Annotated in this window: 10 protein-coding genes; 4 read left to right on the top strand and 6 right to left on the bottom strand. The window is 71.7% G+C overall.

Features of this window, described 5'->3' with window-relative positions; genetic code table 11:
- Positions 1-5 precede the first annotated feature (5 nt).
- Positions 6-1,133, bottom strand: coding sequence for a ferrochelatase (locus P2Q00_RS45445; RefSeq protein WP_275780702.1), 1,128 nt, complete (start codon positions 1,131-1,133; stop codon positions 6-8).
- Positions 1,134-1,347: 214 nt separating this feature from the next.
- On the opposite strand from P2Q00_RS45445, the gene P2Q00_RS45450 reads away from it, so the two are divergent.
- The 3 genes from P2Q00_RS45450 (at position 1,348) to sepH (ending at position 5,314) form a co-directional block, all read left to right on the top strand.
- Complete coding sequence (locus tag P2Q00_RS45450; protein WP_275780703.1) at positions 1,348-2,586, top strand: MFS transporter; 1,239 nt, start codon at positions 1,348-1,350, stop codon at positions 2,584-2,586.
- Entirely contained in the window at positions 2,546-3,865 is a 1,320-nt protein-coding gene (locus P2Q00_RS45455) for a D-arabinono-1,4-lactone oxidase (RefSeq protein ID WP_275780704.1), read from the top strand. Before P2Q00_RS45450 ends, P2Q00_RS45455 begins: the two co-directional genes overlap by 41 nt.
- Positions 3,866-4,267: 402 nt before the next feature.
- Complete coding sequence (gene sepH / locus P2Q00_RS45460; RefSeq protein WP_275780705.1) at positions 4,268-5,314, top strand: septation protein SepH; 1,047 nt, start codon at positions 4,268-4,270, stop codon at positions 5,312-5,314.
- 91 nt (positions 5,315-5,405) lie between these two features.
- Here sepH and P2Q00_RS45465 read toward each other — a convergent pair whose 3' ends face one another.
- Positions 5,406-6,257 carry a sulfurtransferase gene (locus P2Q00_RS45465; RefSeq protein WP_275780706.1) on the bottom strand — a complete coding sequence of 284 codons (852 nt, stop codon included), beginning with the start codon at positions 6,255-6,257 and terminating at the stop codon, positions 5,406-5,408.
- 284 nt (positions 6,258-6,541) lie between these two features.
- Between P2Q00_RS45465 and P2Q00_RS45470 the strand changes: the two genes are divergently transcribed.
- Entirely contained in the window at positions 6,542-7,345 is an 804-nt protein-coding gene (locus P2Q00_RS45470; RefSeq protein ID WP_275780707.1) for a VOC family protein, read from the top strand.
- A gap of 130 nt (positions 7,346-7,475) precedes the next feature.
- On the opposite strand, the gene P2Q00_RS45475 is transcribed toward P2Q00_RS45470, so the two are convergent.
- The 4 genes from P2Q00_RS45475 to P2Q00_RS45490 form a co-directional block, all read right to left on the bottom strand.
- Positions 7,476-8,123 carry a thymidine kinase gene (locus P2Q00_RS45475; protein WP_275780708.1) on the bottom strand — a complete coding sequence of 216 codons (648 nt, stop codon included), beginning with the start codon at positions 8,121-8,123 and terminating at the stop codon, positions 7,476-7,478.
- Positions 8,124-8,167: 44 nt separating this feature from the next.
- Positions 8,168-9,361, bottom strand: coding sequence for an alkaline phosphatase family protein (locus P2Q00_RS45480; protein ID WP_275780709.1), 1,194 nt, complete (start codon positions 9,359-9,361; stop codon positions 8,168-8,170).
- The gene (locus P2Q00_RS45485) at positions 9,361-9,948 is read right to left on the bottom strand and encodes a DUF5998 family protein (RefSeq protein WP_275780710.1); all 588 of its coding nucleotides are present in this window, start codon (positions 9,946-9,948) and stop codon (positions 9,361-9,363) included. Before P2Q00_RS45485 ends, P2Q00_RS45480 begins: the two co-directional genes overlap by 1 nt.
- Positions 9,949-10,012: 64 nt before the next feature.
- A complete protein-coding gene (locus P2Q00_RS45490; RefSeq protein ID WP_275780711.1) occupies positions 10,013-12,841 on the bottom strand; it encodes a bifunctional acetate--CoA ligase family protein/GNAT family N-acetyltransferase in 2,829 nt (942 codons plus the stop codon).
- Between the last annotated feature and the right edge of the window lie 137 nt (positions 12,842-12,978).

Raw genomic sequence — 12,978 nt, forward strand, 5'->3', positions numbered from 1 at the left:
GCTCCTCACACGTAGGGGCTGTCGACGCCCGCGGCGGCCGGGCGGGGGGCGCGGGCCGGGCAGCAGCCGATCGGGCAGAGGTTGTGGCTCGCGCCGAGCGCACCCTGGGCACAGGGCGTGACCTCCTCGCCGCGCTCCACGGACGCGCGCTCCAGGATGAGGTCGCGAATCGCGGCGGCGAAGCGCGGGTCGGCGCCGACGGTGGCCGAGCGGCGCATCGGCAGGCCCAGCTCCTCGGCCTTCGCCTTCGCCTCCGTGTCGAGGTCGTAGAGGACCTCCATGTGGTCGGAGACGAAACCGATGGGGGCGATGACGACCGCCGGGGCGCCGGCCGCGTGCCGCTCCTCCAGGTGGTCACAGATGTCGGGCTCGAGCCACGGGATGTGCGGGGCGCCGGAGCGCGACTGGTAGACGAGCTGCCAGGGGTGGTCGATGCCGGTGCGCTCGCGGACCGCGTCGGCGATCAGCTGGGCGACCTCCAGGTGCTGCTCGACGTACGCGCCGCCCTCGCCGTGGTCCTCGACCGGGCCGGAGGTGTCCGCGGACGCGGTCGGGATCGAGTGGGTCGAGAACGCGATGTGCGCGCCGTCCCGGACGCCCTCGGGGAGGTCGGCCAAGGACTTCAGGACGCCCTCGGTCATGGGCTCCACGAAGCCCTCGTGGTTGAAGTAGTGCCGGATCTTGTCGATCTTCGGCAGCTCCAGGCCCTCGGCCGCCAGCGCGGCGAGCGAGTCGGCGAGGTTCTCGCGGTACTGGCGGCAGCCCGAGTACGAGGCGTAGGCGCTGGTGGCGAGGACCAGGATGCGGCGGCGGCCGTCGGCGACCATCTCGCGCAGGGTGTCCGTCAGGTAGGGCGCCCAGTTGCGGTTGCCCCAGTAGATCGGCAGATCCAGGCCGTGGTCCGCGAAGTCCTTGCGGAGGGCGTCCAGCAGGGCGCGGTTCTGGTCGTTGATGGGGCTGACCCCGCCGAACAGGAAGTAGTGCTGCCCGACTTCCTTCAGGCGTTCCTTGGGGATGCCCCGCCCGCGCGTCACGTTCTCCAGGAACGGGACCACGTCGTCCGGGCCTTCCGGGCCGCCGAACGAGAGCAGGAGCAGGGCGTCGTAGGGGGTGGCATCGAGCGCGTCTGACATGGGTCGATCCTGCCACCCGGCCCTGACAGCCGGGAAACGGCGGGGTGACGAGCGGGGGCGAGCCGCTTTCCGGACACGTTCACCGGCCGGATCGGCTGGTGCATTAGGGTGACCTCGCTCGTAAGCTGTATCAGCCGCATTCGCACCTTACTGAGCCGTAGTCGGCACCTTGCCGTAGTCAGCACCTTTCTGAGCCGTAGCAATCGGAGACCCCGTGCCCAGCCCCTACCGCGCCCTGTTCGCCGTGCCAGGCACCAAGGGCTTCTCCGCCGCGGGCCTCCTCGGCCGGATGCCGCTGTCGATGATGGGCATCGGCGTGGTCACGATGATCTCCCAGCTCACGGGGCGCTACGGGCTCGCGGGCGCCCTCTCGGCGACCATCGCGCTCGCGGCCGCCGCGATCGGGCCGCAGATCTCCCGGCTGGTGGACCAGCACGGGCAGCGCAAGGTGCTGCGGCCCGCGACGCTCGTCGCGCTCGCCTCGGCGGCCGGGCTGCTGCTGGCCGCCCACTTCGGGTGGCCGGACTGGCTGCTGTTCGTGTGCGCCGCCGGCATCGGCTCCGTGCCGAGTCTCGGCGCGATGATCCGCGCGCGCTGGGCTGCCCTGTACCGGGGCACCCCGCAACTGCACACCGCGTACTCCTTCGAGTCCGTGGTGGACGAGGTGTGCTTCATCTTCGGGCCGATCATCTCCATCGGCCTGTCCACGGCCTGGTTCCCGGAGGCGGGGCCGCTGCTCGCCGCCTGCTTCCTGGCGGCGGGCGTCTTCTGGCTGACCGCCCAGCGTTCCACCGAGCCCGAGCCCCACCCCCGTGAGAAGCACGGCGGCGGCACGGCACTGCGCGCGCGTGGCCTGCAGGTCCTGGTGGCCACCTTCGTGGCGACCGGGACGATCTTCGGGTCCGTCGACGTGGTCACCGTGGCCTTCGCCGACGAGCGGGGACACAAGGCCGCCGCGAGCCTCGTGCTCGCCCTGTACGCGGCGGGGTCCTGCACGGCAGGGGTCGTGTTCGGACTGCTGCACTTCAAGGGGGCGCCCGGACGCCGCTGGCTGCTGGGCATATGCGCGATGGCCGTGAGTATGATCCCCCTCCTACTGGTCGGAAACTTGCCGTTTCTGGCCGTGGCGCTGTTCGTTGCGGGCCTGTCCATCGCTCCCACGATGATCACGACGATGTCCCTCATCGAGCAGCACGTACCACGCGCGCAGTTGACCGAGGGCATGACCTGGGTGAGCACCGGGCTCGCGGTCGGGGTCGCACTGGGCTCCTCGGTGGCCGGCTGGGTCATCGACGCAGCCGGCGCGCGTGCCGGGTACGGGGTTCCGGCGGTGTCCGGGGCCGTCGCGGTCACGGTCGGTTTCCTGGGGTACCGCCGGCTCAGCAGGCCGGCTCCGCGTCGGGGAGGCACCGTTGAGCAGCACAGCGAGCGGGAAGAACGGCACGTGGCGTAATTGGGGCGGCAACGTCTCGGCGTGTCCCGCGCGGGAGGTCGCTCCGGCCTCCGTGGAGGAACTGTCCGCGGCCGTACGGCAGGCCGCCGAGGACGGCCTCACCGTGAAGGCGGTCGGCTCGGGTCACTCCTTCACCTCCATCGCCGCCACCGACGGTGTGTTGATCCGCCCTCAACTGTTGACCGGCATCCGCAAGATTGATCGCGAAGCCATGACGGTCACGGTGGAGGCCGGCACCCCGCTCAAGAGGCTCAACATGGCCCTGGCCCGCGAGGGACTGTCGCTGACCAACATGGGCGACATCATGGAGCAGACGGTCTCCGGCGCCACCAGCACCGGCACGCACGGCACCGGCCGCGATTCGGCCTCGATCGCCGCCCAGATCAAGGGACTTGAGCTGGTCACGGCCGACGGGTCGGTGCTCACCTGCTCCGAGAAGGAGAATCCGGACGTCTTCGCGGCCGCCCGGATCGGCCTTGGTGCCCTCGGTATCGTCACCGCGATCACCTTCGCCGTGGAGCCGATCTTCCTGCTCACCGCGCGCGAGGAACCGATGCCCTTCGACCGGGTCCTGGCCGACTTCGACGAATTGTGGGCCGAGAACGAGCACTTCGAGTTCTACTGGTTCCCGCACACCGGCTCCACCAACACCAAGCGCAACAACCGCAGCGCGGGCCCGGAGAAACCGGTCGGCCAGATCGCGGGCTGGTTCGAGGACGAGTTCCTCTCCAACGGCGTCTTCCAGGTGGCCCAGTGGGTAGGCCGCGCGGCACCCGCGACGGTCCCGACGATCGCCCAGATCTCCAGCAAGGCCCTGTCCGCGCGCACTTACACCGACATTCCGTACAAGGTCTTCACTTCACCGCGCCGGGTGCGCTTCGTGGAGATGGAGTACGCCGTTCCGCGCGAAGCCCTGGCCGAGACGCTCCGCGAACTGAAGACGATGGTGGACCGTTCCGGCCTGAGGATCAGCTTCCCGGTCGAGGTGCGCACCGCCCCGGCCGACGACATCGCACTGTCCACGGCATCGGGCCGCGACAGCGCGTACGTCGCCGTCCATATGTTCCGGGGGACGCCCTATCAGGCGTACTTCACCGCCGCCGAGCGCATCTTCACCGCTCATGAGGGCCGGCCGCACTGGGGGAAGGTGCATACGCGCGACGCCGAGTACTTCTCCGGGGTGTATCCGCGCTTCGGCGAGTTCACCGCACTGCGGGACCGGCTCGATCCGGACCGGCGCTTCCAGAACGACTACCTGCGGCGGGTGTTGGGGGCGTAGCCATTGGTTCCGTTTCTGCCGATTCCGTGAAGTACGCCACGTTCAAGATCCCGGAAACCGTGCAACGGACGGCCGAGTACCGTCCGTTGCCAGAAGTTGGGCGGCGCGCCAATCCACGCACGTGGCCCGAATGGAGTACTGTTGCGAGCCCTGGGTCCGGTCTCCCGCCAGGGCGTCCGTGACCTTCAAGGACTGCCGGGAGGGGGCTAGTTGCACAGGGTGACGGAGTTGGTCACTTAGCGTTGCGAATAGGTAACCGTGCCATAACGGCGATTCAGGGCCCGCGCCCGACACGCCGGGCAACTCGGCAAGGTTGTGGCAGGCTGCACCCGGGCAGGCCACACTCGACTAGCGGAAGCAGCGACGCACGTGACGTCGGCAGGCACCACCCGGGAGGTCCCCATGCCCGAACTGCGTGTCGTGGCCGTCTCGAATGACGGCACACGGCTGGTGCTGAAGGCTGCCGACGCAACGGAGTACACGCTTCCGATCGACGAGCGCCTGCGCGCCGCCGTCCGCGGCGACCGCCCGCGCCTCGGCCAGATCGAGATCGAGGTGGAGAGCCATCTCCGCCCGCGTGACATCCAGGCGCGTATACGCGCCGGTGCCTCCGCGGAAGAGGTGGCCCAGCTCGCAGGCATCCCCGTCGACCGGGTACGCCGCTTCGAGGGCCCCGTGCTCGCGGAGCGCGCGTTCATGGCCGAGCGGGCCCGAAAGACGCCCGTCCGCCGGCCCGGCGAGAACGCCGGACCCCAGCTCGGCGAGGCCGTTCAGGAGCGGTTGCTGCTGCGCGGCGCCGAGAAGGACACCGTGCAGTGGGACTCCTGGCGCCGCGACGACGGCACCTGGGAGGTCCTGCTGGTCTACCTGGTCGCGGGCGAACCGCACTCGGCGAGCTGGACGTACGACCCGCCCCGGCGGCTCGTCCAGGCCGTCGACGAGGAGGCGCGCTCGCTGATCGGCGAGTCCGAGGACCTCGCCGCGCCGGAGCCCAGCTTTCCGTTCGTGCCGCGTATCGCACGGCTGCCGCGCGACCGCCCGCTGGACCGCGCCCTCGACCGGCCGAGCCTCCCGGCGCAGGCGTCCGAGCCTGCCGAGGAGAGCACGGGTGAACGGGACTCGCTGACCAGCTTGTTGGAGGCGGTACCGAGCTTCCGCGGTGACCTGGTGGTCCCGGAGCGTCCCGCAGAAGCGTCTCCTCCGCCGCCACCGCCGGAGGAGCCCCCCGCCGCCGAACCCACGGAGGAGGAGCCCCCGGCGCCCGCGGCCTCGGCCGGTTCCGCCTACGCGGACGTCCTGATGCCCCGCTCCGTCACCAGCCACCGCGACCGCCTCGTCGGCGCCACGGACCGCCAGGCCGAGGCCGACGGCGTCCGCCCGGGCCGCCGCGCGGCGGTCCCGAGCTGGGACGAGATCGTGTTCGGGACGCGGCGGAAGAAGCAGGAGTAGTCGGCCGTACGGCTGTGCAGACGGCCGTACGAAGGTGAGGGCCGCGCTGTTCGACAGCGCGGCCCTTTCTGCGTCGCTCTGTGTCGCCGGACTACCGCGGATCCGGGCCGACCGCCACCGGCCGCGACGGATCCGACGACCACTCAGACCAGGAGCCCACGTACAGCGCCGCCTCGATCCCCGCGACCGCCAGTGCCAGCACCTCGTGCGCCCCGGAGACACCCGAGCCGCAGTACACGCCGACCTGTGAACCGTCGGCCGCGCCAAGTGCCTTGAACCGCTCGGCCAGTTCCTCCGCGGGCAGGAACCGTCCGTCGGTCCCCACATTCTCGTTCGTGGGCGCCGACACCGCGCCGGGAATGTGCCCGCCGACCCGGTCGATCGGCTCCACCTCCCCGCGATACCGCTCCCCCGCCCTCGCGTCGAACAGCACCCCGGCCCGCGCCAACGCCGCCGCGCCGTCGGCGTCCAGCAGCCCCGCGCTGCCCGGAACCGGCTCGAAGTCGCCCTCCGCCGGAGTGGGCGCGGATGTGTCCACCGCCCCTTCCCACGCCGGCAACCCGCCGTCCAGGACCCGCACGTCCGGGTGACCCGTCCAGCTCAGCAGCCACCACGCACGGGCCGCCGCCCAGCCCTGTCCGCCGTCGTACACGACCACCGGCGTTCCGGCCGAGACGCCCGCCCGGCGCATCGCGGCGCCGAAGACCTCCAGGTCGGGCAGCGGGTGGCGGCCGCGTTCGCCGGCCGCGGAGGCGAGCTCCGAGTCCAGGTCGACGTAGACGGCACCGGGAATGTGCCCGGCCGCGTACACGGCGCGGCCGTCGAAGGGCGGCTCGCCGGCCGCCTTGGCCACACTGAGCTGCCAGCGGACGTCGAGCAGTACGGGCGGCCGCTGCCCCGCCAGGTCGGTCGCGAGTTCGGAAGCGGAGATGATGGCGTTCATGGCCACCATCCTTGCGCACGGGGTGGCCGCATCGTCCATGTCCGGCTACTGTGCTCCGCCGGACAGACCCGATCACGAGGCGTACGGGTTCGGGCACATGCTGTACAGCTGATCGACATCCGTCGGCAATCGCACAGAAACGGACGAGACTCCGCACACCGGGCATCCTCCGGGCATGCGGCGCGCCCGGAGCGCGCCGTCGCACCTGTGGTGCGAGCATCTGCACGGGGATCCGGAGTGCGGAAGCGACACGGCCACCGCGAGGGGTCGAGGAGAGAGTGACGATGACCGAGGCACGGGGGTCGGCCGGCCCGAACGGCGAGACGCACGCTCGGCACGCGCCCGGCACGCCCTGCTGGGTGAGTCTGATGGTGCACGGTTTGGCCGCGACCCAGGAGTTCTACGGTTCGCTGTTCGGCTGGGAGTTCCAGCCGGGCCCCCAGCAGCTCGGCCCCTACGCGCGGGCCCTGCTCGACGGCTACGAGGTGGCCGGCATCGGCCAGCTGCCGCCGGACCGCCATCTGCCCATCGCCTGGACGCCCTACCTCGCCTCGGACGATGTGGACCTGACCGCCGAGACGGTACGGCTGTGCGGCGGCACGATCGGGGTGGGGCCCCTGGACGCCGCCGAGGCCGGCCGTCTCGCGATCGGCTCGGACCCCGCCGGCGCAGTCTTCGGCATCTGGCAGGCCGCGGAGCACCTCGGCACGGCCATCACGGGCGTGCCCGGCACCCCGGCCTGGAACGAGCTGCTGACCTTCGAATCGGCGAGCGTGGCCAAGTTCTACGAGACGGTCTTCGGCTACGAGGAGGAGCCGGTCGTCTCCGCCGACTTCGACTACGTGACCCTGCACATCGAGGGCCGCCCGGTCGCCGGCATCCATGGCGTGGGCACCGCCCTCCCCCGCGACCGGGGCCCGCACTGGATCACGTACTTCGAGGTCGCCGACACGGACGACGCGGTCGGCCGCCTCACAGACCTCGGCGGCCACGTCCTCAAGCCCCCGAGGGACAGCGCCCACGGGCGCGTGGCCACGGTCGCCGACCCCGAGGGTGCCCGCTTCTCGCTGATCGGGAGCCCGCGCTAGGCGCTCCGCTGGGCTGTGCCGATGTGCGGCTCCGCCGCGGGGCGGCGATGTGCCGTCTTTCATCCGCGGCATCATCGTGGCTGGTCGCGCAGTTCCCCGCGCCCCTTACGGGGCGCGACCCGCCACCTGCTCAGATCTGCGACACCGGCAGCACGTCCGGGGACAGCGCCGCCGAGCCGGATGTCGTGGCCGTCATGCGGCGGCGGTGGTGGCGGCGGCACAGCACCTCGTAGCCGATGGCTTCCGACTGGTTGACGTCGCCGACGACGACCTGCGCGCCCTCGACGACCATGGCGCCGCCTATCGTGCGGGCGTTGTGCGTGGCGCGGGCGCCGCACCAGCACAGGGCCTCCACCTGGAGGACCTCGACGCGGTCGGCCAGCTCGACCAGGCGCTGGGAGCCGGGGAACAGCTTGCTGCGGAAGTCGGTGGTGATGCCGAAGGCGTAGACGTCGAGGCCCAGGTCGTCGACCACGCGCGCGAGTTGGTCTATCTGCACCGGCGCCAGGAACTGCGCCTCGTCCGCGATGACGTAGTCGGCGCGGCCGCCCTGCGAGAGGTGGTCGACGACGTACGCGTAGAGGTCCTGTCCGTCCTCGACCTCCACCGCGTCCGTGACCAGGCCGAGGCGGGAGGAGAGCTTGCCCTCGCCCGCGCGGTCGTCACGGGTGAAGATCATCCCTGCCAGGCCGCGCGCCGAGCGGTTGTGCTCGATCTGCAGAGCCAGCGTCGACTTCCCGCAGTCCATCGTTCCGGAGAAGAACACCAGCTCGGGCATGGGGAGTTGAGCACCTTTCGGCGAAGAGGGGCGGAGGTCGGGCGTCAGGAGCGTACTTCGAGCAGGGGGACCAGCTGCTCGGCAGGGGTCATCGAGCCGTGGTTGCCGACCATCGCCGACTCCTTCGGCTCCCGCTCGGAGGCGATGATCAGGACGTCGTCGCGGGCCGCCGCGACCACGTCGCCGATGCGGGCGTACACACGCTCGTCGATGTGCGGGCCGAACCAGCCCGCCGCGATCGCCTCGTCCCGCGAGGCCACCCAGAACTGCTCGCCGAGCACCTCGCGCCAGACGGTCAGTACGTCGTTCTCGGCGCCCGGTACGGCGTAGACATGGCGGGCCCGGCCCTCGCCGCCGAGCAGGGCGACGCCGGCTCGCAGCTCCCAGTCCTCGTCGAAGTCGATGCGGTGCTGTTCGTCGAAGGGGATGTCGACCATGCCGTGGTCGGCGGTGACGTACAGCGCGGTGCGCGGCGGGAGTTGCTCGGCCAGCCGCTGGACGAGCCGGTCGACATGCATGAGCTGGCCGCGCCAGGTGTCCGACTCGACGCCGTAGCGGTGGCCGGCGCCGTCGAGCTCGGCGTAGTACGTGTAGACCAAGGAGCGGTCGCCGGCGGCCAGTTGCTCGGCGGCCAGGTCCATGCGGTCCTCGCCGGACAGCCGCCCGTGGAACCTGCCGCCGCTGAGCGCGACCTTGGTCAGCGGGGTGTTCTCGAAGGTGGGCGACGTCACCTGGGCGGCGTGCACACCGGCCTTGTCGGCCAGCTGGAAGACCGTGGGATACGGCTGCCACGCGCGCGGTGACGTCCACGGCTGCCACCGCAGCTGGTTCATCAGCTCGCCGGTCTCCGGGTTGCGCGCGGTGTAGCCGGGCAGGCCGTGCGCGCCGGGCGGCAGGCCGGTGCCGACGGAGGCGAGGGAGGTTGCGGTGGTCGCCGGGTAACCGGTGGTCAGCGGGCGGCCGGTGCCGCCGCGTGAGCTGCCGAGGAGCGAGGTCATGAACGGGGCCTCGTCCGGGTGTGCCTTCAGCTGCTCCCAGCCGAGTCCGTCGATCAGGAACACGCAGTTCCGGTCGGCGGGGGTCAGCTCGGTGATCGCGGCGGTCATGTCCGGTACGGCCATGCCGGCGGCCAGCGTGGGCAGCAGGTCGGCGAGGGAGCCGCGGCCGTACTCGGGCAGCGGTGCGGAGTCGACGGCGAGGGGTTCCGGGTGGGTGTCCCAGGGAGCGGACTGGGACATCAGCGGGCGACGTCCGCGGTCGCCTCGGAGAGCGACTGGGCGAAGGCGAGCGCCTGGCGCACCGTCTCGGGGCCGTCGCCGGCCTCGCTGACGCGCAGGCTGAGGTCGTCCGCCGTCGAGCTGCCCGTGTATCCGTGGTCGGCCTCGCAGTTGGGGTCGCCGCAGGCCGCGGGCTCGAGGTCGATGCGGGAGACGGCGCCCCAGCCGATGGTGAGGACGACCTCGCGGGGCGGGGTGCCGGGCTGGTACTGCTCCGGGTTGGCGACCACACGGCTGACCACGACCGAGGAGATCCGGCCGATCTTCACGGATTCCGTCGAGGTCGTGGCGTACGGCGTCGGGGAGGTGGTGTCCGCCGCCTGCTCGTCGGTGTGGCTGACGATGAAGCGGTTGCCGGTGAGGACGAGCACCGTGACGTGCCGCCGCACCTCGTTCGCGTCGAACGTGGTCTCCTGGTGGACCAGGTACGACCGGATGGGCTCGCCGCCCACGGCGGCCTCCACCGCCTCGGCCACGAGGGCCGGGTAGTAGCCGCTGCGCTCGATCGCCGCGCGCAGCCCCTGGGTCGTCGTACTGGTCTTGGCCATGACGTCCATCCTACGGGGGTGCACTGACTGCGAGGCACCGGTCATGGCTGTCTCCGTGCCCGTCTCAGTAGACGGGAAGAGTGCGCGGGCCGAGGTCGTCGCGGGCGGGTGGTGGCGCGAGGCGGACGGAGGCGCCGAGCACGGTCAGACCGCGGGGTGCGACGACGACCGGCTCCAGGGTCACCGCGACCACCTCGGGGTGGTCGTCGACCAGCCTGGACACCCTCAGCAGCAGCTCTTCCAGCGCAGGTGTGTCGACGGGTGTCGAGCCTCGCCAGCCGAACAGGAGCGGCGCCGTCCGGATCGACCGGACCAGCGAGGCCGCCTCCCGGTCGGTGACCGGGACCAGCCGGTGCGCCATGTCGCCGAGCAGCTGGGAGGCGGCTCCCGCGAGCCCGAACGACAGGACGGCCCCGGCCGCCGGGTCGATGACGGCCCGTACGACCGTGTCCACGCCGCGTGGTGCCATCGCCTGCACCACCGGCCTCAGCTCCTCCGGCTTCCCGAACAACCCGGTCAACTCGGCGTAGGCCCGCCGCAGTTGCTCCTCGTCCGCGAGATCCAGTCGTACGCCGCCCAGGTCGGCGCGGTGGCGCAGGTGCGGGGCGGTGGCCTTGAGGGCGACGGGGTAGCCGAGGGCCTCGGCGGCCCGGACGGCGTCGTCCGGGGTGAACGCGGGCACCGCCTTGCGCACGGCGATGCCGTACTGCCCGAGCAGCTCGCACGTCTCCTCGGTGCCGAGCGTGAGCCCCTGCCCGCGCGCGAGCATCCCGTCGATGAGCCGGGCCGCTCCCTTCTCGTCGGTGTCCTCGTACTCGGGCACCTTGCCGGGGTCGGCGCTGTCGCGCCGCCATTGCGCGTACTTCACGGCTTCGCCGAGGGCACGGACGGCGCGCTCTGCGGCGGGGTAGGCGGGGATGAGGCGGGAGCATGCGGCGGGGGCGGCGGGTTCCTGTGCCCGTACCGGGGCGGGCAGTTGCTGCGACGGGCGGAGCCGGCGGGGGACGGCCGCCGCCGTGTCGGGCTGGGGTGCGGTGCTCGCCGCGGCCGACAACGCCTCCGCGAGCCCTCCGAGCTCCACGTGCACCACCAGCACGGGCTTCCCGGGAACGGCCTCCGCAGCGGACCGCAGCGCCTCCGCCAGCTCGGCATCCCCTGGCGAACCCTCTCCGATCGCCGGGATCGCCGTCGCCACGACCGCATCGCACGCATCGTCCCCGAGCACCCGTAGCAGCGCCGCGTGGAAGTCCTGCGCCGATGCCCCGGTGGTCAGATCCAGCGGCCTCAGCGGCCTGAGCCCCTCGGAGAGGCATGCGTCGTAGGTCAGCAGCCCCAGGGACTCGGAGTTCCCCAGAATCGCCACCCGAGGTCCCGCCGGCAGCGGCTGCCGCGCGAGCAGCAGGCCCGCGTCGACCAGCTCGGTGATCGTGTCCACGCGGATCACTCCGGCCTGCCTGAGCAGCGCGGACACCGTCGCGTGCGGCAACCGCGTGGCCCGTACCGCGTGCCCCTGGGGAGCGGAACCGGCGCCCTGGACCACGACCAGGGGCTTCGCGGCGGCCGTGCGCCGGGCGAGGCGGGTGAACTTGCGCGGGTTGCCGATGGACTCCAGGTACATGAGGACGACGTCGGTGTCCGGGTCGTCGTACCAGTACTGGATGACGTCGTTGCCGGACACGTCCGCGCGGTTGCCGGACGACACGAAGGTGGACACACCGGTGACGCCGGTGACTCCGCTGCCGCGGCGCTGCAGCCGGGACAGCAGCGCGATGCCGATGGCGCCGGACTGGGCGAACAGGCCGATCCGGCCGGGGCGGGGCATCTCGGGGGCGAGGGAGGCGTTCAGCCGTACTTCGGGGGAGGTGTTGATGACCCCGAAGGCGTTCGGCCCGATGATCCGCATGCCGTACGTGCGCGCGTGCCGCACGAGTTCACGCTGGCGCTCGCGCCCTTCGGGCCCGCTCTCGGCGTATCCGGCGGAGACGACGACGAGTCCCTGCACACCGTGCTCGCCGCACTCGGTGACGGCCTCGGGGACGTGCTCGGCCGGCACGGCGACGACCGCGAGGTCGACGGGCCCGTCGATGTCCCGCACCGAGCGGTGGGCGGGGACCCCGTCGAGTTCCTTGAGGTCTTCGGGGAGCGCCTTGTTCACGGCGTACAGCGCCCCGGTGAAGCCGGCGTCACGAATGTTGTCGAGGATGCTGCGACCCACGCCCCCCGGTGTGCGGCCGGTGCCGACGACGGCGACCGAGCCGGGTGCCAGCAGCCGCTGCACGGAGCGGGCCTCGGCACGCTGTTCGCGCGCGTACTGCACTGCAAGGGAGCGGTCGGTGGGTTCGAGGTCGAACTCCAGGCGTACGACGCCGTCCTCGAAGCTGCGCTTCTGGGTGTACCCCGCGTCCGTGAACACCTTGATCATCTTGGTGTTGGCGGGCAGCACCTCGGCGGCGAAGCGGCGGATGCCGCGCTCCCGGGCGACCGCGCCGATGTGTTCGAGGAGGGCGGAGGCGACGCCGCGCCCCTGGTGGGCGTCCTGGACGAGGAAGGCGACCTCGGCCTCGTCGGCCGGAGCCGACGCGGGCATGCCATCGGTGCCGATGCGGTCATAGCGTACGGTGGCGATGAACTCGCCGCCGACCGTGGCCGCGAGTCCCACCCGGTCCACAAAGTCGTGGTGCGTGAAGCGGTGGACGTCCTTGGCGGACAGACGAGGGTAGGGCGCGAAGAAGCGGTAGTACTTCGACTCGTCCGACACCTGCTCGTAGAAGCTGACCAGGCGCTCGGCGTCATCAACGGTGATGGGGCGGATGCGTGCGGTGCCGCCGTCGCGCAGCACCACGTCGGCCTCCCAGTGGGCGGGATACTCGTGCCGGTCCGGCGAGGTCTGCATGGGCCCCAGAGTACGGCTCGCGTCCGACAGCGGCGCGAGGCAGTCTGTGGAGAACACGGCAGTCCGTTGAGAAGTGAACAAGGACGGAAGTCGGGCCGAGGCCGCGGTCCGACTGCCCACCCCGGACGGGACGAAGG

The sequence above is a fragment of the Streptomyces coacervatus genome, from assembly GCF_029223485.1.
Classification (GTDB): domain Bacteria; phylum Actinomycetota; class Actinomycetes; order Streptomycetales; family Streptomycetaceae; genus Streptomyces; species Streptomyces coacervatus.

Excerpts from the sequence above, each read along its gene's own strand:
- P2Q00_RS45445 (WP_275780702.1), bottom strand. The coding sequence starts at position 1,133 with ATGTCAGACGCGCTCGATGCCACCCCCTACGACGCCCTGCTCCTGCTC.
- sepH (WP_275780705.1), top strand. The coding sequence starts at position 4,268 with ATGCCCGAACTGCGTGTCGTGGCCGTCTCGAATGACGGCACACGGCTG.
- P2Q00_RS45465 (WP_275780706.1), bottom strand. The coding sequence starts at position 6,257 with ATGAACGCCATCATCTCCGCTTCCGAACTCGCGACCGACCTGGCGGGG.
- P2Q00_RS45470 (WP_275780707.1), top strand. The coding sequence starts at position 6,542 with ATGACCGAGGCACGGGGGTCGGCCGGCCCGAACGGCGAGACGCACGCT.
- P2Q00_RS45475 (WP_275780708.1), bottom strand. The coding sequence starts at position 8,123 with ATGCCCGAGCTGGTGTTCTTCTCCGGAACGATGGACTGCGGGAAGTCG.
- P2Q00_RS45480 (WP_275780709.1), bottom strand. The coding sequence starts at position 9,361 with ATGTCCCAGTCCGCTCCCTGGGACACCCACCCGGAACCCCTCGCCGTC.
- P2Q00_RS45485 (WP_275780710.1), bottom strand. The coding sequence starts at position 9,948 with ATGGCCAAGACCAGTACGACGACCCAGGGGCTGCGCGCGGCGATCGAG.
- P2Q00_RS45490 (WP_275780711.1), bottom strand. The coding sequence starts at position 12,841 with ATGCAGACCTCGCCGGACCGGCACGAGTATCCCGCCCACTGGGAGGCC.